This window comes from Clostridia bacterium, from assembly GCA_016887505.1.
GTDB lineage: Bacteria > Bacillota > TC1 > TC1 > UBA5767 > UBA5767.
Window position 1 is genome coordinate 1,211,865 of the sequence record CP069393.1, and the last position, 22,971, is coordinate 1,234,835.

A 22,971-nucleotide genomic window follows, 5' to 3' on the forward strand; every position below is an offset into this window, starting at 1 on the left:
TGTCTAAATCCTTGTCAACAACATCTGTCCAACTACGACCAATTGATCGCGCCGTACTGCTAAAATTCCATCTATCCCATCATATTTCAGATACTTCTCTAAAATTGGCTCTATTGGCTGGCTTTCTCCAATTTGATTACAAATGGCGGTGGCCATGGCATCTGCCAAAGCGCCCTCTTTCGCTTTCACCACTACAGCATCTGCTTTGCCAAACGAAAAAGAATGCCCTACAGTCCCCGACGAGGTACATAGGGATATCGGCATCTCTGTAGCTCGTATTGTCAGTCCAATGCGGTTGGAAAAAGGTGAATCGCCAGCATAGATTGCTATGACTAAGTCCTCTGCACAATCTACGAATAGGTCACCGCCGTTCTCGGCAATCACTTCTGCCACACCCATACATTTCGCCTGTTCTGCAATACATTGGGCAAAGGTGCCGGCTACAGCAGCCATCGGTCCCGTTCCAGCAATTTTTCCGGCTTGAATCATCGTTTGAACGATAGCCGGTGCTGAAGGATCCTCCGCAATGGGGTTCAAAGAAATATTAAACTCTGGTCGCACCTCAATATAGCAATCTAAGAGCGTGTACAAACTTTTTTGTAGTTTTTTGAGTGAGATTTCCAGTCTTTCAGGTTCTTGCACCTCTCCCAAACCTACCCAAATATCACTCGCCTGGTGTTTAAGCAGAAAATGATGGGGAAAACGTTTCCCCATCCATTCTCTGTATGTCCTCTCTTGCATTAGATTCCTAGTGTAATGGCTCTTCTCGGACATGCTTTCACACACATTCCGCAGGCCACACATAAATCTGGTTTCAACTCCACCTCTGAGGTGCGACGATTAATAGTTAATGCACCCACCGGGCAAACAGCAGTGCATGAACCGCAATCTACACAAAGATTACGATCCAACTCGATTTCTTCACTCATACGGTGAATGGCAACACCTTCTGCCTTGATGAAGGCGATGGCTTCATCTAACCTCTTACCATTCATCTCAAGAACCAGTACACCTTCTTCACCGGCTTCTATCTTGGCTGAGATAATATTAATCTTAATATCGAAATCCTTAACCAAAAGATAGGTGATTGGCTTTTCAGTAGCCTTCTGATGAAAGTTAAGGATATATTTCTTACTCATCGTTGCTGCCTCCATTTCCGCCCAGATTCTTTAGACTTGTATTTTCAGGGAACATGCGTACCGGTTCTGTCAAAGTAAAGTCACCAGCCATGATCCATTCTTTTAAGGTTTGCGCAATCTTTCGTGCCTTGGGAATACTAGACATCGGTGCAGTCCGTACTTTTTTGCCGTTCAATTCCACTGTACCACTCTTTAGGCTCTTGTAATCGATACGACCATAAGTAGGCTTATCTCGTTTAGGCACACTATAATCTACGATAGTCGTAAAAATTTCCTCATCACGTACACAAACATTTTTTAGTATATCCATATCTAGTAGAGGAATCGGCAATCCCATTCCAATATAAATCGATACCCCGTAACGTTCCATGACTGCCGACTGAATAAACTCAGCACTCATCTCTTTTAAGTCACCAATCAAGCTTAAGGTCGCCGCTGGCGCTACTGGTATCCCGTTTTCTAAACGTTCAACATTGGTCTTAAATTGAGTTCCATTCCAGGCAATATGTCCTTGGGCACCACCCAAGAAAATCTTGGTTCCCACTCCTATGGTGCGGTAAGTAGGATCATTCAAGAGTGGACTTAATTGACCGGACGTCGCATAATTCATATTCTTAAAATTGGGATATAAAATGCCCATATAGGTGTAAATCGTCTTTTGTGAGCCATTAACTGCTGCCGCATAGTTTTGGTAACAGTTCCTAGGATTGAACATGATGGCCTCGTTGATGGAATCCAAGGTAATCTTATAATTGCATTCACGGCCGGGATAGCAATCTGTAACCGAGCCCGTAGCATATAAGTCAATTTCTTCACCCTTTAGCAAGGATTCAATGACATGGGCGCCACCGTACAAATCATCTCCATGATGGTCCTCAGCCAACTCACCAGCACCCAAAAATGCATCTACTGCCGCAAGCCCCGCATAAGCCGGAACACCGTTTAACAGCGTCTTATTCATTTTAATAGGTGGATCATCGTGCCCAAAATTTAAAAATACACCAGAGGAACACATGGGGCTAAACGTTCCTGTGGTTACTACGTCTACTTTTTCAAATGTTTTTTCCATTCCGTCTTTATCGACTAAATCAATAATCTCTTCTGCTGTCACAGCAACCGCCTTGCCGCTCAAGATTCTTTCATTTATCTCTTGTATGGTTTTCTTCATAAACGATTGTCTCCTTTTCTCGATTGCTCCCATTATATCACTCGGCTCCTAGAATTCAATGGAACCCGGAAATAAGCTCCTATCCTTATAGATCATGACTGTTCCGGTCATCTTAGAACAAAGTTGACCCTCTTCATCACGTAAGCACATTTCGTAAATACCCAATGTCCTACCACGTTTTATTTCCACAGCTTGAACCTCTAGTTTTTCACTTTTAGGTGCTCTTAGCAAATGAAAATCCATCTGTGTCCCTATCGCCATACAACCATAGGAATTAGAAGCCGCAGCAAATGCAAAGTCACACAAGGTAAACAGTGCGCCTCCCATCACCATACCAGCTGCATTTAGGTGGCTGGCATTGACTTTCATGCTAGCCTTAGCCCATCCAAAGTCAATATCTTCTAAAAGCATTCCATTCTCCCCAGCAAAACGGTCCTGCAGAAAATAGTTGATGAATGCCTCTTTTCTTTTTTGGGTAAATACCCCTTTCATATTCTACCTCGTTTCCACTCTTTTAGGAATAAATTTTTTAAAAGACCAAGGCAGAGACTCTTGATTTTTTATTGGAGCCAACTCCTCTTGAAGCTGTTTCAAGCGCAAACGCTTAGATGCACTTAGGTTTTTACCAGGTTCTTCATAGTAACGACTCATAAGGTCTGCGTCCTTGATCAGCTCAGCATAGCTAGCTAGTTCCACCTTATCCTTTCGGTTATGACGTTTAATGGCCTTCTTAATAATTTTCAACTCCGTATCATTAAATAGGCCCGTATCCGCAAGGATTTTTTTCGCTAGCTTGGCCCCTTCGGAAACATGTTTTTCACCATCCCAGCCCATCTCAATACGGCCGATGTCATGCATCAGACCAATTACACAAGCTATATCTGGCACTAAGCCACGTCGGTAGGCTAGGTGCTGCGACCACTGGGAAACACCATATAGATGATGTAATTCTTCCAAGAATTGTTTGCGGCTCATGCGCTTTTCTTCATAAGCACTCCAAATACATTTTTCCATTATGGAGCGAACCACAACCACGCGTTTTTTCATATTTTCTCCTTGTATTATGAACTTATAGCAAGCTATAGTTCAAAAGTATTTTGATATAATTTACATAGTGCTGTGGATTAGTGCTTTCTCCTATAGCTTTGACTATTTCGTAAAGGCTCTAACCACATCTCTATGTTTTTTTGTTAATGAGTTAGATAACACGTAGATGTTTTATCTCGGGCAAGGTTACATGACATAGATGCTTGTGGAGCGCAGCAACTTTTTAGTAAAGGATGTGTCACTATGATCTATGTTGGTATCGATGTCGCCAAGAATAAACATGACTGCTTTATTGTTGATTCGGAGGGTGAAATCATCCATAACGTATTCACCTTCAAAAACTCTCGCCAGGGTTTCAACCTATTACTGCAAACCATTCCTGACGTGAGTCACTCGCAAATACTAATAGGACTTGAAGCCACTGGACATTACAGCAATAATCTCATCAACTTCCTGACAGAAAACAATCTTCCCGTGATTATTCTCAATCCTCTGCAAACCAGTCTTTTCAGAAAAGCTCAAACGCTTAGAAAGACCAAAACAGATTCGGTTGATGCAAAAACCATTACTATGATGCTCAGAACAGGTGACTTCAAATCCCACTCACCTGTATCTTACCACCATAGAGAGCTCAAGTCACTTTCTAGACACCGATCGCGTCTTGTCAAAACCAGAGCTTCTTACAAAATGTCCATCACTAGATTGTTAGATATCGTTTTCCCGGAGCTCCCAGCCTTGGTCTGGTCTATCCATCAGGCTTCTGTCTATCAGCTCCTACTGGCTTTTCCTAACACTCGAGAAATTGCCGATGCTCACCTAACCAAGCTTACTCATGTCCTTAGTAAAGCTTCCCATGGACGTTATGGAAAAGAAGAAGCTGTAGCTATTCGTGATTCTGCCAGAACATCTATTGGCACATGTTCACCATCTTTATCCTATGAACTTAAGCAAACCATTCACTTGATACAAAACCTGCAGAACGAGATTAAAGAGCTGGATCAAATAATTGAACAGCTTGTTGGTGAACTGAATTCTCCCTTGCTCAGCATACCTGGCATTTCCCATCGGTTGGCAGCTGTCATCCTCTCGGAAATCGGAGACATCACCAGGTTTGAATCTCCCGCTAAGCTGCTTGCCTTCGCAGGGTTGGATCCATCCACACATCAGTCTGGCAAGTTCACAGCGACTCAAACCAGAATGGTCAAGCGAGGATCCCCTTACTTGCGCTGGGCCCTCCTGCAAGCCGCCAGGTTGATTGTGATGCGAGATGCGACCTTCAAAGAGTACTATAAGAAGAAACGTTCTGAAGGCAAACATCACTATGTCGCTCTGTCTCATACAACTAAAAAGCTGATCCGGGTCATCTTTAAACTATTGTCTAGCAACCAGAACTATGTCGAGCAGTAGTAACTAGTTGAAATTGTTTGCCACATGTAGCAAAATTGCTACGTCTTTTTATGATGCGAAAATCCCCATTATAGTTCTCTTGAACAATTAAATGTTTTGCTTGACTTCATATAGTTAGTCTTATCAGATGGCTGTAAACCCACCATCTGAAATCAATGTTGCCCCGTATACAAAGCTAGAATCATCACTTGCCAAGAATAAGGCCGCACCAGCAATCTCATCTGCCTCAGCCATCCTCTTTGCAGGAATCAATTTGGCAAATTCCTGTAGGCCTTCTTCTCCCAATCCATCCATCATTGGTGTCATCGTTGCACCTGGACACAAACAGTTAGCGCGGATATTTTCCTTAGAATAATCGGCAGCCATACTCTTCGTCAATAACACGACAGCCCCTTTGGAAGAACTATATGCATGCAATCCATCCGCGCCTACGGTACCTGCAGTTGAGGCCACATTGATGATATTGCCACCGCCCCTTTTACGCATTACGGGTACTGCCCACTTACAAAAAGCAAAGGTTGAGCGCACGTTCACGTTAAAAATATAGTCCCAATCCTCATAGCTTAAGTTCTCTATGGTACCTGCGGTTGCGATGCCAGCACAGTTTAGTAAAATGTCTATCCCCTCAAACTCTATATCAATTGTTTGGGTTAGTGCGTCGATATCCGCCAAAGCAGAAACATCGCAACGATAAAAAACTGCTGTATGTCCCATTCCCTTAATAGTTTCAACTAAGTCTTTACCACTTTTTTCGTTTCTTCCTGTCAAAATTAAGCTGGCGCCTTCTTTGGCAAAACGCAAGGCTGTTGCCTTACCAATGCCCGAAGTAGCCCCTGTGATCATGGCAATTTTTCCTTCTAGTTTACCCATTATGTCCTCCTAGTTTCTTTTTCTCTGCATGATTTCTATGCGTTCTTTGTTCGGGCCTCTGAAAAAGAAATAGGCCACATCGTCATTGTCCTCTAGTTCTTCATCAATCTCATATCCGCCAGACACAATTCGGTCATATTCCGCCTTTGCATCGTTCGCATGAAAACACAAATGATTAACCGGTCCATCACAAGTTGGAACCATACCTGCCTGTTTCACCAATTCAATGTCGAAATCTCCAAATAAAACATGTTGGATTATAAGATCTTTTGCTAAAACCAATTTTTCTTGTAAACTTCCACCTAAAACTTCTTGGTAAAATTTTGCAGATACTGACAAATCATCTACAAAAATCCCCACATGTCCTTGCGTTAATTTACTCATTTATATCTCCTTTCGGGGGTCTAGGCCCATAATATTGATAGTAATTACACTGAATACGCCCATTATATAGTTTACGCTTCCTGTCGGCATTTTTTCTTGCCAATCTTTCAAATCCTCGATGTGAGGTAATTACATATTTGGACCAAGTAGGAAGTGTTCGAAATAAATCCCCCATATCCCGGTACATCGCTTCAACTTCATCCTTTTCGCCCATCCGTTCGCCGTAGGGCGGATTACAGATGATGACACCATAGTCCCCTTTGAAAGGCATTTTATGAAAATCCGCATGAACTAGCCTAATTTGGTCTTCTACACCTGCCCTTTTAATGTGGCGTTCAGCTAACTTTAGGGCATTTAAATCTCGGTCCGAACCCACTATATTCAGTTTAGCATCCCAGTCGGTTGCATCCACTGCCTCGTCACGCATATCACTGTAAATATCCTTCGGAAAATTAGACCAACTTTCAAAGGCAAATTCCCGATTCAATCCTGGCGCCATGTTCATACCTATCAGTGCGGCTTCAATTAGAATTGTCCCTGAACCGCAAAAAGGATCAACCAAGGGCCGGTTTTTATCCCAATAGCTTAGCTTCACCATCGCTGCAGCTAGCGTTTCCTTTAGTGGTGCAATCGCATTATAGTCACGGTAGCCACGTTTATGTAATCCGACTCCGCTCGTGTCAATGGTTAGCGTCGCAATATCTTTTAGTAAGGATACCTGAATCTTATAAAGAGAGTCCGTTTCATCCAGCCACTCCATACCATAGGCCTGGCCTAGACGCGCTGCAACAGCCTTCTTGGTGATGCGCTGGCAGTCAGAAACACTAAACAGTGTAGATTTTACCGATTTTCCTTCTACCGGGAAAATACCATTCTTATGAATCCAGTCCTCCCAAGGCAAGGCACGCACGCCCTCAAATAACTCATCAAACGTCCTGGCAGGAAAAGTTCCCATCTCCAAGAGTACACGATCCGAAGTACGAAGCCAAAAATTGGCCTTGACCATCTCCGGATAGCCACCAGCAAAGTAGACCTTCCCGTTTTCAACTAATAAGGGCTCAAGCCCCAGTTCTTCCAATTCCCTTTTTACGATGGCTTCTAACCCGAAAGCCGCGGTCGCAATCAATCTCATATAAACCCCTATTTCTTATATCGGTATACTCGCCTATTATCCAAAGAGAACACACGCTCGCTCATTTCTCCAGGTTCAACATCCTTCAAAGCATCTTCAAAACTGTATAGTCTCGCATCCATCATATCGATATAGTGGAGCATTTCTGCTTCGGGAATCATGGGCATTTTGGGACTTCCATATTCCGGTCGCTGATGATGTGACAAAACCATATGTTGTAAAACTAGCGATTTTTCCTTAGGAATATTGGCTTCATCGCAGTATTTTTCGATGTTCTTGACCCCCATAACAAGGTGCCCCAGCAATTCACCCTCCAAGGTATATTCCGCAAGGCCTAATTCATCCGACGATAGTTCTCCCACTTTTTCTATATCATGCAGGATGACCCCCGCAAAAAGCAAATCCCTATCCAAGTTTGTATATACTTTACTCACGCCTTCAGCTACTTGTAGCATGCGCAATACATGATAGAGCAAACCACTCCGAATCGCATGGTGCATCGCCTTTGCTGCTGGATAATACATAAGCTCCTTGCGGTTGCTTTCTAAGAAATTAAAACATACTTTACGAATATCTGGATCTTCTATTTTTCTGGCAAATTCCGTAACGCTCTCATACATATCCTTACCCGAAAACGGTGCAGCGGCTACAAAATCTTCCACCTTTACGCCATCTTCTTCATTGGCCTTGCGTATTTTCACAATATTCATTTGAGCCTTACCCCTAAACTCGGCAATTCTTGCCATGACTTTTACTAGAGTTCCCTTGCGATATTTGTTGGCATCCTTAGGATCACATTTCCATACTTTGGCATTAATGACACCTGTGGGATCAGACAAAGTAATATCTAAATAGCAGCCGTTCGCCCCCTCTTTCAGTGTCATTTCCTTGACCAAGTAGTAACCAATCACCTCCTGATTGGTCTTTAAATCGCTGATCTGTGAATTTTCCATCTATTTTCCCCTCTCAAGTAATAATTGTATTAGTTTATCTCTTTCATTCAAGGATTCATCCAAATACACCTGTTGAAGCAACCAACGTAGGCCAGAGCCAATTTGTTCCTTTCGCAAACCGAGTGCGATAAGTTCTTTCGCATCTATATCCAAATCGTACACAGTGATGGCCTCATGCTTCTCACATATTCTAACATACAGCGGTGTTTTTTTTGCATAAAACTGTGTATACAACCGACAAACTAGCCTCCGCTCTTTTTCATCCAAATTTGAAAGTTCTGTCTTGGCTAGTTCAATTGCGTCACCACCAAGCAATCTAGTGGCATGATACATTTTTTCAGCCTTTTTCCAGTATTTTTTGTTATAGCCTAGTCCATCATAGAGAATCATGGGTGGAATGCCAACACAACTAGCAAATTGAGCCAGTTTCATCGTAAATGGCTGATGACCGTTCAAGCACGACATATCTGTTGATATTTGTTGGCCCCAAATAGCTGGAAATATAAGTTGAAAAACATCCAAATCCGCAATACAAGAAAAGGTATCCCCGGTATTGGATTCATTCCATATTTTCAGAAGTTCCCGATGTACTACTTCCTTCCGAAGAAGCGATATTTGACTACGAAAAGAGCATAGCGCTTGTTTTATTTCCTGGGAAAACTCGGCTTGTCTGACTAAAGACACGCGCCCGAATAAACGGAGTGCCCGAATCATTCTCAAAGCATCTTCTTGAAAGGAAATGGCCGCAGGTCGAGTTGTTCTGATATCTATCGGTCTTTTCCCCAAATCTTCTCGCGCCTTAAATGGGTCTACGATTTCTTTTGTGCTACAATCGTAAGCCATACTATTGAGCACAAAATCACGGCGCAAAAGATCTTCTTCTAATTCAGCATTGAAGCTAATCTCAAGGGGATGTCTTGCATCTGTGTAACTTTCTTCCTTACGAAACAGGCTAATTTCAACTTTCATTTCCAGAAAGTGCATGGACAAGGTCCCGTGGATGCGGTCAATCCTACTAGTATGGTAATTTTTTGCAATCGTTTCCAATAAGTCAAGATTACCTTTAAAAGCGATATCGTAATCTAGCGGTACCATGCCCAAAAGCAAGTCCCTCAGAGCTCCGCCCACGATATAAGATCTGACCCCCAATTTATGCAATTCCTCTACCAATGCATTCACTTCTTTTGGCATCATCATATCAAATACCTCTTTTTTATTATAGCACTAGAAGCCAAGAGAAAAACCACCCGAAGGTGGTTTTATTATTGTACGATAATGTTGCTAACTACAGGACGCTCTACGCCATCACTAGGCTTGTTCAATACCTCTCCATTAAATACCATAGAAGTCGAACCACCCCCATCAAGATTATACGCTTCCTTAATACCCAACTGGATAAGCACATCCTGTGCTTCTTCTAGGGTAACGCCAGACGACCAATCCGATTGACGTCCATCGATAACAATCATCAGTATATCCTTGTTGGGATACTCACCCACAATCGTTCTAGGCTGCTTTGCAGCTGCCCATTGGGATGGGATTGCCGTTTTCTTGCCTCCAGAAAGTAACTGGGGAACGAATGTCACGCCAGCATAAGGTTCTGTGTCCATCAATTCTTCCTTCGTTTCAAATTCACCACCGATTAATTTCCCAGAATTGGTAAATCCTGTAAAGGTTAGATTCTTGTATGTAGGAACAAAATCTCCGACTAATTCCCCCGCTACTACCGTATTTCCTAGTGGCAGGTATACGGTTTTACCTTGGGATACAGCACTATAAAAGCCACCTCCATTGATTGCTAAAACTCCACCCGCCCTTTTAAGGGCCACCGAAGTCGTCTCCCGCTGACTATTTTCCGCCATGCGTACCGATATGGCTTTTTGCTGTTTGGGCGTTACTTTGGCTACAAATCCCCGGTAGTCTATCTTATAAAAGTCGAACACCATAATACTCGATGACTTGGTATTGGAAAATCCAACGGGATCACCTAACAGTGAGATAATCTTCGCCTCATAGATATCATCGCTAGATTCCTTGTAATCTTGGGCATTTTTAGCCAATTGCTGCAATTTTTCCCGTTGGGCAGCATATTCTTCAGCTTGTTGTTCTAAATTACCATTAATTGACTCCACGTCTAGACGTAGCTCATTCAAGTCGTCTGCTAGGATGTCTAACGATTGGTGTATAGAGGCCGTGTCTATGGTTCCTGGACTAGCAGACAAGGCCATATTGCCTGGATTTTTTAACAAAGCAAAAGATAACATTAGCCCCAATGTCAATGAAAGGACTATGGGCATCAATATCCATATTTTTCTCATGGCCTTTGTGACAAGATCTGCAAGCTTTCTTCTAACGATTTCAACTGCTCATCCAGATCTTCTATCCTTTCACTAAGTTCTCTGCTGGTATCTTGGCTCATATCCAAAGTTTCATCCGCATTATCCAAAACATCGGCCAACTCTTTTATCTCATTTTTGAGTCCATCAACTCTCTCCTCAACTTCAGCAAGAGTCATTTCTGTATCTGCACGGAATACTTCCATTTCACTTGCAAGTTCCTGTTGAAATTCTTCTTGAATACGCGTTTCCATAGCTGAAATTTTCTGGTCTACCATATAAATGGAACCATAAATTAATCCAGCACAAATAAGCAAAAAGAGACATACTAGCGCTACTTCTTGAATGATTTTCTTTTCTTTTCTACTCATTCGCTTCTTGTTTTCTGTTGGTTTTTTTGTGTTCACTTGTTTATTTTCCATACACATCCCTATTTTCTATCCAGTGCTGTGAACGTTCCACAGCCCGCCTCCACTCATGATAATATTGCTCTCGTAATTCAGTTTGTATTTCAGGTTTGAAAACTCGGTCGATTGCTAGTGTCTCATCTAGGTCTTCCATACCGCTATAAAAGCCTGTAGCAAGACCAGCCAATGTTGCCGCACCAAATGCCGTTGTTTCTACTAGCTTAGGTCTAATCACAGGAGTATCCAACATTTGACTTTGAAATTGCATTAGAAAATCATTGGTAACTGCGCCACCATCTACTCTCAGTTTACGTAGTGGAACTCCAGATTCTTCCATCATCAAATCAAGGACATCTTTCACCTGATAGCAAATTGCTTCCAAGGCCGCTCTTACAAGATGATTTTTGTTTGAGCCTCGAGTCAAACCCACAATAATTCCTCTAGCATCCATATCCCAATAGGGTGCCCCTAGTCCTGTAAATGCCGGCACCAAATAAACACCACCATTGTCTAAAACACTCTTCGCCATCTGTTCACTTTCAGAAGCATGCTTTAGCAAACCCATCTCATCTCTGAGCCATTGGATTAGGGCACCAGCAATAAAGATACTACCTTCTAAAGCATAGGTTATCTGACCATCAAGCTTCCAAGCCACCGTAGTAAGAAGTCCTCTTTCACTATACACCGGCACTTTGCCCGTATTCATAAGAAGAAAGCAACCTGTTCCATATGTGATTTTCGCACTTCCTTTTGCAAAGCAACGCTGACCAAATAGCGCCGCCTGTTGATCTCCAATCATTCCTCCTATGGGAATACCCGCGAGTCTTTCCTCTGTTGCAACACCATAAAGATAGGATGAATCATGTAGTTCTGGCAACATGCTACGCGGTATGTCAAACAACGTAAGCAATTCCTCATCCCAGTCTCCTTTATGAATATTAAAAAGCATGGTACGGGATGCATTACTGCAGTCAGTTGCATGCACTTTCCCCTTCGTCAAACGATACAAAAGCCAAGTATCTATGGTACCAAAAAGCAGTTCACCTGCATTCGCCCTCGACCTTGCTTCTGGCACATGGTCCAAAATCCATTTAATCTTTGTTGCTGAAAAATAGCTATCCACCACCAAGCCTGTCTTTTGCTGGATCATCGGTGCATAACCTTCTTTGACCAAACGTTGACATTCTTCTTTGGTGCGCCGGCACTGCCACACGATAGCATTATATATTGGTTCCCCCGTTACTCTATCCCAAACCAATACTGTTTCCCGTTGGTTGGATATTCCGATTGCTGCAATTTTCTGACTCTCCCCTAGCTGATTTTTAGCATCTTCTGCTACCGCAATCTGAGTTTCCCAAATCACCATCGGGTCATGTTCTACCCAACCCGGCTCAGGATAAATCTGTGGAAATTCCTGTTGTGCTTTGGCAATAATATTCCCCTGGGCATCAAATACTATCGCTCGTGACGACGTGGTCCCTTGGTCTAATGCTAAGATGTATTCCTGCATATCTATCCTTCCCACCCGATAATTGCTTCATCCATCCAGTTCTCTACATCCTGAAAAACCTCTTTGCGGTTTATTTCATTGAATACTTCATGACGAGCACCCGTATACATTTGCACCGTCACCCGTTTAACACCAGCATCCTGGTAGGCTTTTTTGGCTTCCTTTACTCCTTGTCCATAGCCACCAACCGGATCATCTGTACCGCTCAAGAAAAGAAACGGTAGATTTTTGGATGTATGATCACAAGTTTTCTGCCTCCATGCCTTTTGAGCACCACTGATTAAATCATAGTAAAAAGAAGGAGGGCAAATAAAACCACAATATTCATCAGATACATAATCATCCACGCGTTCATCGTCTCTTGAGAGCCAATCATAACTAGTTCGTTTTGGTTCAAAGCGTTCGTTATGATTTTTAAATAACATTTCAGATAAGAATGGGCTAGGCTTCTTCTTATCACCAAAGAAATTAATCAAACCTGCAATACGTTTGCCTACGGCACCCATAGTCCCAGGATTTTTAGGCGTTCCTGAAAGTATTACACCAGCCAAATCTTCTTTCTTTGTAGAGGCAACGCTTCTTGCCAATAAACTACCCATACTATGGCCTAACAAAAATTGGGGCAAATCATCGTGCCTAGCGTGGATGAGTCCCAACATTTGATTGGCGTCTTCCTCCAAAAGTTCCCAGCCATGTTGGTAGGCGATCATCCCTTTGGGGAAATCCAACACCTGCGTTTCTCCACATCCGCGTTGATCATATATGTACACCTTAAAGCCTCTATCTGCCAAATAAGTACATAGTTCCTTATATCTTCCCTTATGCTCGGCCATGCCATGGAGCACCAATAGGGTAGCTCTGGGGTCCATTTTGGGATGATATACATCCACATGCAGTGCTACCTTTTCTCTTGTCTTGACTGTGAAATGTTCTACCATGTCTCCTCCTTGCATCATGCTCTTAAATGCTCTGCTCTAGGAATATTTCTTGGCTATTGATACTTTCAGCGCCTTGGGGTTTTCTACGATAAATTCCATCATCCCCCAATACTCTACACTTTACATTGTCCGCAAAATGTAAGGCCAATATCCGTTCCAAACGTTCTTTGGCCTTATTCTCTAAGATAGGAAACAAGGTTTCCACCCTCCGGTCTAAGTTACGTCGCATCCAGTCGGCACTCGAAAGAAAATAAAGTGGATCCCCGGCGTTGCCAAATTTGAAAATACGAGAATGCTCCAGAAAACGGCCCACAATGCTATATACCTCTATGTTCTCACTTAGCCCCTTTTTGCCTGGTAGTAACCCACATATTCCTCTTACCATAAGACGAATTTTCACACCTGCTTTTGAAGCCTCGTACAGTTTTTCGGTTATTTCTTCGTCAATCAAAGAATTAATTTTCACTTCTATGGAAGCAGGCAAACCATTTTTCGCATTTTCAATTTCCTTGTCGATTAATTGGTAGAATTTAGACCTCAGATTTTCGGGTGCTGTGGCCATACACTGCAGATGATTTACCTTGGTGTATCCCGACAAAGAATTAAAGATTGCACTCACATCCTCCCCAATCTTCTTATTGCTTGTCATAAGGCCCAAATCCACATACAGCTTTGCTGTCACATCATTGTAGTTCCCTGTAGATAGGTGCACATAGCGCTCTATGGTATCGTGTTCCTTGCGCACCACCAAGAGCAATTTACAATGCGTTTTTAGGCCTACCAAACCATAGATGACGTGCGCGCCCGCTTTTTCCAATTTCTTAGCCCATATGATATTGCTTTCTTCGTCAAAGCGAGCTTTCAGTTCTACTAGAACTGTCACCTGCTTTCCGTTTTCTGCCGCTGTAGCCAAGGCTTCAATGATGGGAGAATTACCACTTACCCGGTAGAGTGTCATTTTAATTGCTAGAACATTCGAATCACTAGCCGCATAACGCACCATATCGATAACGGGTGTAAATGAATCGTATGGATGGTGCAGTAATACATCCTTCTTTCGCAGCTTTTTAAAGAAACTCGAGGCGTCCTTGTAGGTCATCGCTTGATGGGACGTGAATGGCTTATATGCCTCCGCTTGTAGTGGAACCTCGCGGACGAATTTCATCAAGAATGTTAAATCGATGGAGTGCAGTACCCTAAACGTCTCACGAGCGCTGACCTCTAAACGTTCTTGAAGAATGCGGAGTAAACGAAGATCCATATCCGACTGCACTTCTAGACGAACCACCTTGCCCCATTTACGCATTTTCAGTGTCTCCTGAATGGTCGCCAAAAGGTCTTCTGCTTCTTCCTCGTCATAGCCCAAATCGGCGTTTCTAGTAATACGATAGTGACCATACGCTAAAATCTTGTGGTTATCGAATAATTCACCCAAATGTTCCTTAATAATCTTTTCCAACAAGATAAAGCAACGCTTTCCTCCAGAGGATGGCACCTCAATATAGCGTGGTAGCACTGATGGTGTTTGTACCGTTGCAAAAAGATATTTGTCCCTATGCTTCTGACTTTGCAGCAAAAGGCCCACATTAAGTGTCTTGTTTTGAATTAAAGGAAATGGCCTTGACTGATCTACGACCAAAGGCGTAAGTACAGGGTAGACCATCTCTTTATAATAACGTTCTGCAAAGTCTTTTTGTTCCTTATTCAATTCCCGATATCGATAAAAACGTACCTGCTTTTTCTTTAGGTCATCCAATAACTGAAAATAGGCATTATACTGACGAGTATACATCTCGTGTACTTTTTTGTTGATAACCTCTATTTGCTTAAGAGGATTCATCCCAGAGGGGTCCTCAATCTTAACTCCTGCTTCAACTTGATCCCACAGTGAACCTACACGAATCATATAAAATTCATCTAAATTAGAGCTCACAATAGATATGAATTTTAGGCGTTCCAATAAGGGGCTATTTCGGTCCTCTGCTTCTTCCACCACGCGGCTGTTGAAGGCCAGCCAACTAAGCTCTCGGTTAATATATTTATTCATACGTCACTCCTTCCGTCGAGAATTGACAGTTTACCTTGTCCTATGCATCAATTATACTATAACTGAAGGAGGATTTCTGCCATGAAAAATAAACTTAACTTAAAATTCAAGATATGGTTGGAGAACGACGGTAAAGCATTCGGTGATGGACCTTATCAGCTACTGATTGGCGTTAATAATCTAGGTTCTCTAAGAAAGGCTGCTCAGGATATGAATATGTCCTATAGCCTTGCCCACAAACTTATTAAAAGCCTAGAGGTAGAATTGGGTTATCCCTTGATTGAGCGCACTGTGGGCGGAGCAGGCGGCGGCGGTAGCAGTCTTACCAAGGAAGCCAAAGACTTAATGCAGAACTATCATTCCTTCATTCAAGAAGCAGAAGCAGCATTAAACCAGCTTTTCCATAAATATTTTGCAAAAACAAACATCTCGTAGCAATTCAAGAATCATGAAAGTCGGGCACTGGATTCGATTCTTCCAGTACAAAAAAGAGGCTCTTGCGAGCCTCCTCTACTATCCTACAAATTTTTCCACTTGCTCCACAATCGATAGTATCTCCGGTGTAGCTTGGTACTCATGAATTTTTCCCTCATCGGAAAGGCGAGTGAATTCCGGATCGATGGGCACTCTTCCCAGCACAGGCAGATTGAACTTATTAGCCAGTTCCTCCCCATGTCCCTTACCGAAAATCTCAATTTTTGTACCACATTCAGGGCACATTGCATAGCTCATATTTTCGATGATACCAATTACTTTCTTGTCCATTTTTTCAGCCATGTGAACGGCTTTCCCTACTACCATACCTGCCAAGTCCTGTGGTGTGGTTACCATAACTACGCCTTCCACATCGCAACTTTGCAAAACAGTTAAGGGTACATCACCAGTTCCAGGAGGCATGTCAATCAAAAGAAAATCCAATTCGCCCCAGTTAACTTCGTTAAAAAACTGGCCTACAATCTTTCCTACCAAAGGTCCTCTCCAGATGACCGGTTGGCTTGCATCCTCCAATAGTAAATTAATGGACATTACTAAGACGCCACTGTCTGACATCACGGGGTCAATAAATCCATTTTCACCTTTATCCGGGTGACCAGCTACACCAAATATTTTGGGAATGCTGGGGCCGGTTATATCTGCGTCCATCACACCAACCTTGTAGCCTTTATGGGCCAGTGTCGCTGCCAGCAGAGAGGTTGCAGAAGATTTTCCTACACCACCTTTTCCACTAGCGACTGCAATTACGTGTTTGATATTCTTATCCATATTACTCTCCTTCTTCTGTCAAAAATCTAAGCGATACCATCATCTTGACAAACTCCGCTTTCAGTTCATTGGGAATAAGGCCAAAGAAAGATTGTTTTTCTGTCTTTGATGCTTCGAGCATCAGACCCAAGTCATCTGCATACGACAACTTCCCAACTGTTTTTAATCCTTCTGCAATAGCAAAATCCAAGATATGCATCGTGTAGTCTTTGTTTAAATCGTGCTTATTGATACATAAACAAACAGGAATTCCCTTACCTTGCAACAAGGGCAAATTTCTTTTCAAAGCCTCCAAATCCTTTTTGGTTGGTTCAACTACCAAAAGGCTCAAGCTTGCATCCTCCATAATATCCAAGTTGGTGTCGTCAAAGCCTGCCGCCAAATCTACCACTAGGTATTTGGCTTGTCTTGCCACAGCCAGTTTCAACGCTTCTTGGTATACCTGCCTTGCAAAGGCTTCATCAAAAACCTGGGCTCCTTTAAGATCTGTATCCACCAAAAGTCCTGCATCTGTGTCAGCATAAAACCAACGTCCAGCTGGATTCGAGGTCATATAGAGGGCCTCAGTAGGGCATGCTTGTATGCATTTCCCACAACCGTCGCAAAGACATGGATCGATATATTCTAAACGAATAGCCCCTTTGGGGCAAACCGCGATACACTGCCCTGTCTTATTACAACTAGATTCAAATCTTTTGGCCATTAGTGTCTTGCTGTGTTCCATCTCACGAAATGGCTCGCCTCCAGCAAAAGCACGGACTCCCATATGAGAAAAGGATACATCTGCCATTAACGCATCGTCAAGAATTTTCCCCAATACAGCGGCAACCAGAGATTTGCCTGTTCCACCGGACGCCCCAGTAATACATATCGTCTTCATATTAAACCTCCGGAGCAAGCAAGGAGAAAACATCCTTCATCAGGTTGTATACCCCTTGGTTATCTTCGGCCAATACTGTATCTTCACTAAGTTCGTAGGCAAAATACCGATTAAAGGGAATTGAGCCCACATACGCTATCTCCAATTCCTCCAATAAGTCTAAAAGCCCTTTATCTACCTCTTCTCTGGCTTTATTGACCAAAACAGCACAGCTCGTATTGTTTTTAAGCATTTCTGCTGCCATGAAACCGATATCCAATCGTCCGAATACACCTGGTTCAACCACGATAAGTGCCAAATCTGCCCTCGTAGCTTTTTTTCGTAGATCACAATTCAACCTAGCATGTCCATCAAGAATCTCGCACTCTAGACCTTCTTTTTTGGCAACGTAACGTAGCGATTCAGCAACAGTAGTTCGTCCTACGCCTCCCTTGAGGCCCGTTACCAGTATGCTATTCATTTTTTCCCCTATATTGTTCCACAGCAGCTAAAAGGCCTCTCACGCCTAGCAAGGAGCAGTGCTTCTTTTTCTCGGGAATTCCACCCAAAAAAGCAACCACATCATCATCCGTTACCTGCAAAGCCTCATCCAAATCTTTACCCATCACCATCACGGACAGGGCTGAGCTAGTAGATATGGCACCAATGCAACCAAATACCAAATACTTCAAATCTTCAATCTTGTTGTCCTTAACCTTAAGGAATACCTCAATATAGTCCCCGCAGTTGGGGTCCCCGACCTTAACCTTAGCATCGGCATCTTCTATCTCTCCTACATTCTTAGGGTCTAAAAAATGATTGATGACATTTTCAGTATATTCATCTGTTACCATTTCATCTGTTGTATAATCCATACTATCCCTTCTTTCTCTTCTATGATTCAAGCCAATTGGCGTTCAATGCAAATCTCACTAAATTATATGCCTTGAGTCGCTCTTAGACAAGTTCACATACCTAATTTCGTATTTTTATGATAAAATTTAGCTTGTCAAATGAAGTAAAGGAGAAAATTATGAACTTATTTAACAAAGAAGAAGTATTGGCCGTGATTAAAAACTGGTATGATAGCTTTGATTCTCATGCCCCCATAGAAACCTATAAATCATTACTCGCCCAAGGTGAACTCTTCATTGATCTGCCACCCAAACCCAAGACAGATTTTGAATCATTTTCCACCTGGTATGAAGAAAATAACAAAACCTTCTTCGATGGCAAGCACACTCTCAAAAGCATCGATATTAGCATGGAAAAAGAAACGGCTACGGCAATCATTCCCTTGCATTGGGATGTACGTATGTGGACACCAGGAGATGCCAAAAGCAATGAACTTCATCTCGATATGGTTACCACCATTACATTTGTACCTGACCCAGAAACTGGTGCACCACGCATCCAAAAATATCTTTCCGAAGAATAAAAAAGAAAGAAACGTGAATTGGCTAATTCACGTTTCTTTTTATATAGACCATTTTCATAACTAGTCTCTTCATTTTTTCCTATTTCTTCTCAGCAAGAGCCTTCAAGATTTTATCCGGTGTAACTGGCATTTCAAAGAATTCACAATCTATGGCATCCGTTATCGCATTAATAACAGCAGGAGCAACAGCATCTGTAGCTGCTTCGCCAATACTCTTTGCACCAAACGGTCCATGTTTTTCACCATTTTCAACCAAGATAATATCTATCTTAGGCATATCTGAGGCCTTAAATAGCTTGTATTTTTTTAGATTGTTGTTTGTCGGCTTTCCATCCTCGTCCCAAAGAATTTCTTCCTTGGTCGCATAGCCTAGCCCCATCTGAATACCACCGTGGATTTGACCCTCAGTCGTAAGTAGATTAATAGACTTACCAATATCATGTGCTGCCACAATCTGAATTACGCGAACCTCACCTGTCTCAGTATCCACCTCTACTTCAGCAAAATCTGCAATGTAGGCACCTGGATCGAAGAAGGATTGGTAGCTCTCTGTTGCATACAGACATTGTGAATTTGGTCCCGCTTGCGCCTTAAGAACCACTTCTTCCAAAGTTATACGCACATCAGGATTTGTAGCCTTCGCTACACATCCGTCCACCAAGACCAAGCCTTGAGTTGGTATATTCATGATATGACTTGCAATCTCTCGTAGCTTTAGAGAAAGAGCTTCCGCAGCCTTCACTGTGGCCTTACCTGCTACCCAGGTACTACGGCTAGCATGTGCTCCGTTATCCCAGAAAATTACGTCCGTATCTGAATCGACAACCGTGATACGTTCTACTGGAATACCGAGCACCTCAGAAGCCATCAACGCTAAGGTCACACTAACACCTTGGCCCAACTCATGAGTACCAGTAATCAAGCTGCAAGAACCATCCTCATTCATTTTGATGGAGATGGTTGAATAGTCAAACTGTGCATGCATAAAACCTGCACCGTGTACACCGCAGGCAACACCCACACCTCTTCTGTAGCGACCTTCATCTTTCTTACGAGCAACTTTTTCTTTCCAGCCAAATTTTTCGGCACCTTTTTCTAAACATTCTTTTACGTAAGCATCGCCCAAGGTTTCGTCGTATTTATAGTTCCAGCCTCGAGGATCCACTAGATTTTTCATACGGAATTCAACCTGATCATAACCCAATTTACGAGCAATGCAATTAAAATGAATCTCTTTGGTTGCAATAATTTCAGGTGCGCCGTATCCGCGCATAGCACCGGAAATCATCGTATTTGTATAGGTCGGGTATCCATGGATGCGGTAGTTTGGCACATCGTATACACGGGTCATCTTATCTAGCATAGCACCCGTTACATCGAATGCTGAGCTACAATACGCACCTGTATCCACAATAACATTCGCTTCCTGGGCTACCACTTTACCATCTTTGTCTACGCCAGTTGTGATATCGAAATGAGAACCGTGTCGGCATCTTGAAGCACTAATTACATCTCTGCGTGTCATTTCAATTTTGACAGGTCGTCTAGATTTCATAGCTAGAATCGCTGCTACTGGCTCTAGTATCACTTCTAGTTTTCCACCAAAAGCGCCACCCACAGTAGGACGAATAACCTTAATTTTATTCATGGACATATCAAAAATTTCTGACAATACAGCACGGAATGGGAAGTTATTTTGAGTCGGTGTCCAAACGGTCAGATTTCCATTTTTATATTCAGCCATGCTTGCATGCAATTCAATTGCCGCATGGTGTACTTTCTGTGTGCTAACCTTATGATTAAATACATGCGCCGCCTTGGCCATTTCACCATCTACGTCGCCTGCCTCAGAACTCATATCAGCAATGCGATTGCCACCTGGCCAGATTTCTGGCGCCCCTTCTTCTGACGCTTTTCTAGCATCCACTACTACGGGCAGTTCTTCATATTCCACCTTGATTAGCTTTATGGCTTCATTGGCCGTAGCTTCATCAACTGCTGCAACAGCAGCAACTCGATCACCCACGAATCGCACCGTATCTGCAAAGATGGTCTCATTTTTCAGAATATCTTGACCAGCAAAAGTCATGTAGCTGTTGTATTTGGTCATGGGTGAATTAAAGCAATGAGCAATCGCTTTAACTCCTGGAAGTTTTTCTGCTTCACTTGTATCAATACTCTTAATCTTAGCATGGGCTAATGGACTAAGAAGCAACTTACCAATTAACATATGGGGTCTGTCAATATCTGCCAAATATACCGCTTCACCTCTAACCTTGGAAACAGCATCTAGAATTGGCATGCGACTACCAATCTGACGATTATCTTTTGATTTAACTTGAGGTGCAGGAACCTCTTCGCCACGCATGCGTTTTGCAGCCAATTGCACAGCTTCAACAATCTTCACATATCCGGTACAACGGCATAGATTGCCATCTAAGGTTTTATTGATATCTTCTTCCGTGGGATTCAAATTTTTATTTAGCAGTCCCACCACGGAAATAACCATACCTGGTGTGCAAAATCCACATTGGATTGCGCCCGTTTCTACAAAAGCCTGCTGTACAGGATGCAGGTTTTCTCCCTCAGCAATACCCTCGATGGTCACTATTTTTTTGCCCTCACACTTTTTTGCCAATACTACGCATGAGTTTTTCGCTACACCATCGATTAGAACCTTGCAAGCACCGCAATCATTCGTTGCACAACCACACTTAGTGCCTTTGAGATTCAATACCTCACGGATAACTTTCATTAGAGTCCACTTGTCTTCAACTTGGACACGCACATCTTCATTATTCACGTTCAATAATAATTCTTGCATCTAAACACCTCTCTCCACTGCAGCTTCTACAGGCTGCATCCATCTTTTTGAGCAGTTCACACCCGTCACTACAGTATACACGATAGTCTTTAATTTATTAATAGAATTTTATCTTGACATACATTTTTTCATGAATGAATCCATATAAGTACGACGAATTTACACCAGCCGGCAAGGGGTCATACCCTGCCAACAAGAATCCTTAAATCCAGATATCTTTCAGCATACATCCGCTTACCACCAAGTGTTTTTATCGATTATACAAAGGCCTTAGAGGCACTGATCCATTTCATATCCAGGTAGGAACTAGTTTCTTTATCCTAAGATAAGTTTGACATACGCACTAAAGTAAATGGCGAGACAAGTGCGGTCTAACTTCAGCACTTCAAAAATCCCTTGCCCTCACATAATCCTTTTACACTCAAACAAATTTATCCCAAGTTATGGTTATTTCTAATTCTACGTGTGATATCATATTGTAAGCATTACGAAAGAATATGGAGATGAAAAATGGAAAAGCAACCGTTATACGATAAAATCAGACTTGCCCTACTGAAAGTCATTAAGAATATGAAACCAGGGAAGAATAAACTTCCTTCGGAAAAATACCTAATTGAAAAATTTAACGTGAGTCGTTCAACCCTGCGAACAGCTTTGAATGCTTTAATTCTTGATAAAACCATTACAAGGAGTAAAGCAGGAGATATCTATGCCTTTCCTTCCGTCAGTAAGCTTGCTTTTCGGATGGACCAGTATGAAGAGATACGAGAATTGCTCGGTGCTTCCGGAGAGGTTAGCACCCTTTCTAGCAAGCCCGTTCTCACCAAGCCCTCTAAAGAAATGTTACATCGTATGCCGGAAGTGGAAGGAAATCCTGTATACAGTTGGGCCATTCGCTATATGCTAAACGGAAAATTAGTCGTGTATGCGGAATTTGAAATGCCTGAAAAGTACTTTATTAAAGAACCACCGGAAGAGTATTTTACGACTTTCAAGCAATATATGAAGGACTACTTGACGCCTGATATCACCTATCATATTAGTTGGATTAATTCTGATCTCAGGCCTGACCTGGCTGAAATTTTTCACTCGAAAAAGCAAGTGATCGAAACCTGGGAACAAGTATTTAAGGATCTTCATGACCAGTCCATCTGCTTTTGCAAGCTTTCCTTCCATCCTGAAGAACTAGATTTAAGCATCGTTGTAAGCCTATAAAGAGTAAGATACCACGCTGAAAAACGTGGTATCT

Annotated in this window: 24 protein-coding genes; 4 read left to right on the forward strand and 20 right to left on the reverse strand. The window is 42.5% G+C overall.

The genetic code is table 11. The features are described from left to right. Nucleotides 1–3: 3 nt before the first annotated feature. From JR334_05980 to JR334_06000, 5 genes are read right to left on the reverse strand one after another with little or no spacing between them, the layout of a single operon-like run. Nucleotides 4–714 (reverse strand): UPF0280 family protein, encoded by a 711-nt coding sequence (locus tag JR334_05980; protein QRN86748.1) that lies wholly within the window; start codon nucleotides 712–714, stop codon nucleotides 4–6. Between the two features lie 26 nt (nucleotides 715–740). Next, nucleotides 741–1,139 (reverse strand): 4Fe-4S binding protein, encoded by a 399-nt coding sequence (locus JR334_05985; GenBank protein ID QRN86749.1) that lies wholly within the window; start codon nucleotides 1,137–1,139, stop codon nucleotides 741–743. Continuing rightward, the gene (locus tag JR334_05990) at nucleotides 1,132–2,307 is read right to left on the reverse strand and encodes a homocysteine biosynthesis protein (GenBank protein ID QRN86750.1); all 1,176 of its coding nucleotides are present in this window, start codon (nucleotides 2,305–2,307) and stop codon (nucleotides 1,132–1,134) included. The genes JR334_05985 and JR334_05990 overlap by 8 nt, the downstream gene beginning before the upstream one ends. 48 nt (nucleotides 2,308–2,355) lie before the next feature. Further along, nucleotides 2,356–2,799: a PaaI family thioesterase gene (locus tag JR334_05995; protein QRN86751.1), complete on the reverse strand. Its 444-nt coding sequence runs from the start codon at nucleotides 2,797–2,799 to the stop codon at nucleotides 2,356–2,358. A 3-nt stretch (nucleotides 2,800–2,802) separates the two neighbouring features. Beyond that, the gene (locus tag JR334_06000; GenBank protein ID QRN86752.1) at nucleotides 2,803–3,354 is read right to left on the reverse strand and encodes an HD domain-containing protein; all 552 of its coding nucleotides are present in this window, start codon (nucleotides 3,352–3,354) and stop codon (nucleotides 2,803–2,805) included. Nucleotides 3,355–3,597: 243 nt separating this feature from the next. Here JR334_06000 and JR334_06005 point away from each other — a divergent pair, with 243 nt between their 5' ends. Then, the gene (locus JR334_06005) at nucleotides 3,598–4,761 is read left to right on the forward strand and encodes an IS110 family transposase (protein ID QRN86753.1); all 1,164 of its coding nucleotides are present in this window, start codon (nucleotides 3,598–3,600) and stop codon (nucleotides 4,759–4,761) included. Nucleotides 4,762–4,884: 123 nt separating this feature from the next. On the opposite strand, the gene JR334_06010 is transcribed toward JR334_06005, so the two are convergent. The 10 genes from JR334_06010 to ppk1 all read right to left on the reverse strand — a co-directional run bounded on the left by JR334_06010 (nucleotide 4,885) and on the right by ppk1 (nucleotide 15,338). Continuing rightward, the gene (locus tag JR334_06010; protein ID QRN86754.1) at nucleotides 4,885–5,631 is read right to left on the reverse strand and encodes an SDR family oxidoreductase; all 747 of its coding nucleotides are present in this window, start codon (nucleotides 5,629–5,631) and stop codon (nucleotides 4,885–4,887) included. Nucleotides 5,632–5,640: 9 nt separating this feature from the next. Beyond that, nucleotides 5,641–6,015: a VOC family protein gene (locus tag JR334_06015; protein ID QRN86755.1), complete on the reverse strand. Its 375-nt coding sequence runs from the start codon at nucleotides 6,013–6,015 to the stop codon at nucleotides 5,641–5,643. After that, nucleotides 6,008–7,147: a class I SAM-dependent RNA methyltransferase gene (locus JR334_06020; GenBank protein QRN86756.1), complete on the reverse strand. Its 1,140-nt coding sequence runs from the start codon at nucleotides 7,145–7,147 to the stop codon at nucleotides 6,008–6,010. The genes JR334_06015 and JR334_06020 overlap by 8 nt, the downstream gene beginning before the upstream one ends. Before the next feature lie 8 nt (nucleotides 7,148–7,155). Beyond that, entirely contained in the window at nucleotides 7,156–8,100 is a 945-nt protein-coding gene (locus JR334_06025; protein QRN86757.1) for an HD domain-containing protein, read from the reverse strand. Next, a complete protein-coding gene (locus JR334_06030) occupies nucleotides 8,101–9,297 on the reverse strand; it encodes a CCA tRNA nucleotidyltransferase (GenBank protein ID QRN86758.1) in 1,197 nt (398 codons plus the stop codon). It lies immediately after the preceding gene. A 65-nt stretch (nucleotides 9,298–9,362) separates the two neighbouring features. Continuing rightward, complete coding sequence (locus JR334_06035) at nucleotides 9,363–10,418, reverse strand: phosphodiester glycosidase family protein (GenBank protein ID QRN86759.1); 1,056 nt, start codon at nucleotides 10,416–10,418, stop codon at nucleotides 9,363–9,365. Beyond that, a complete protein-coding gene (locus tag JR334_06040; protein ID QRN86760.1) occupies nucleotides 10,415–10,858 on the reverse strand; it encodes a hypothetical protein in 444 nt (147 codons plus the stop codon). Before JR334_06040 ends, JR334_06035 begins: the two co-directional genes overlap by 4 nt. Beyond that, nucleotides 10,848–12,353 (reverse strand): glycerol kinase GlpK, encoded by a 1,506-nt coding sequence (gene glpK / locus JR334_06045; protein QRN86871.1) that lies wholly within the window; start codon nucleotides 12,351–12,353, stop codon nucleotides 10,848–10,850. Before glpK ends, JR334_06040 begins: the two co-directional genes overlap by 11 nt. A 2-nt stretch (nucleotides 12,354–12,355) precedes the next feature. Then, on the reverse strand, nucleotides 12,356–13,291 hold the full coding sequence (locus JR334_06050; protein QRN86761.1) for a lysophospholipase: 936 nt from the start codon (nucleotides 13,289–13,291) through the stop codon (nucleotides 12,356–12,358). 22 nt (nucleotides 13,292–13,313) lie between these two features. Further along, the gene (ppk1, locus tag JR334_06055; GenBank protein QRN86762.1) at nucleotides 13,314–15,338 is read right to left on the reverse strand and encodes a polyphosphate kinase 1; all 2,025 of its coding nucleotides are present in this window, start codon (nucleotides 15,336–15,338) and stop codon (nucleotides 13,314–13,316) included. Nucleotides 15,339–15,419: 81 nt separating this feature from the next. Between ppk1 and JR334_06060 the strand changes: the two genes are divergently transcribed. Then, nucleotides 15,420–15,773, forward strand: coding sequence for a LysR family transcriptional regulator (locus JR334_06060; GenBank protein ID QRN86763.1), 354 nt, complete (start codon nucleotides 15,420–15,422; stop codon nucleotides 15,771–15,773). A gap of 78 nt (nucleotides 15,774–15,851) precedes the next feature. Here JR334_06060 and JR334_06065 read toward each other — a convergent pair whose 3' ends face one another. From JR334_06065 to JR334_06080, 4 genes are read right to left on the reverse strand one after another with little or no spacing between them, the layout of a single operon-like run. After that, entirely contained in the window at nucleotides 15,852–16,601 is a 750-nt protein-coding gene (locus tag JR334_06065) for an Mrp/NBP35 family ATP-binding protein (GenBank protein ID QRN86764.1), read from the reverse strand. A gap of 1 nt (nucleotide 16,602) precedes the next feature. Continuing rightward, nucleotides 16,603–17,481, reverse strand: a complete 879-nt coding sequence (locus JR334_06070) for a 4Fe-4S binding protein (GenBank protein ID QRN86765.1) — start codon at nucleotides 17,479–17,481, stop codon at nucleotides 16,603–16,605. 1 nt (nucleotide 17,482) lies between these two features. After that, nucleotides 17,483–17,941 carry a hypothetical protein gene (locus JR334_06075; protein QRN86766.1) on the reverse strand — a complete coding sequence of 153 codons (459 nt, stop codon included), beginning with the start codon at nucleotides 17,939–17,941 and terminating at the stop codon, nucleotides 17,483–17,485. After that, nucleotides 17,934–18,314: an iron-sulfur cluster assembly scaffold protein gene (locus JR334_06080; GenBank protein QRN86872.1), complete on the reverse strand. Its 381-nt coding sequence runs from the start codon at nucleotides 18,312–18,314 to the stop codon at nucleotides 17,934–17,936. Before JR334_06080 ends, JR334_06075 begins: the two co-directional genes overlap by 8 nt. A gap of 179 nt (nucleotides 18,315–18,493) precedes the next feature. Between JR334_06080 and JR334_06085 the strand changes: the two genes are divergently transcribed. Next, nucleotides 18,494–18,898 (forward strand): hypothetical protein, encoded by a 405-nt coding sequence (locus JR334_06085; GenBank protein ID QRN86767.1) that lies wholly within the window; start codon nucleotides 18,494–18,496, stop codon nucleotides 18,896–18,898. Between the two features lie 79 nt (nucleotides 18,899–18,977). Here JR334_06085 and JR334_06090 read toward each other — a convergent pair whose 3' ends face one another. Further along, nucleotides 18,978–21,722, reverse strand: a complete 2,745-nt coding sequence (locus tag JR334_06090) for a molybdopterin-dependent oxidoreductase (protein ID QRN86768.1) — start codon at nucleotides 21,720–21,722, stop codon at nucleotides 18,978–18,980. Between the two features lie 510 nt (nucleotides 21,723–22,232). Here JR334_06090 and JR334_06095 point away from each other — a divergent pair. After that, nucleotides 22,233–22,937, forward strand: a complete 705-nt coding sequence (locus JR334_06095) for a GntR family transcriptional regulator (protein QRN86769.1) — start codon at nucleotides 22,233–22,235, stop codon at nucleotides 22,935–22,937. The last annotated feature ends 34 nt before the right edge of the window (nucleotides 22,938–22,971 follow it).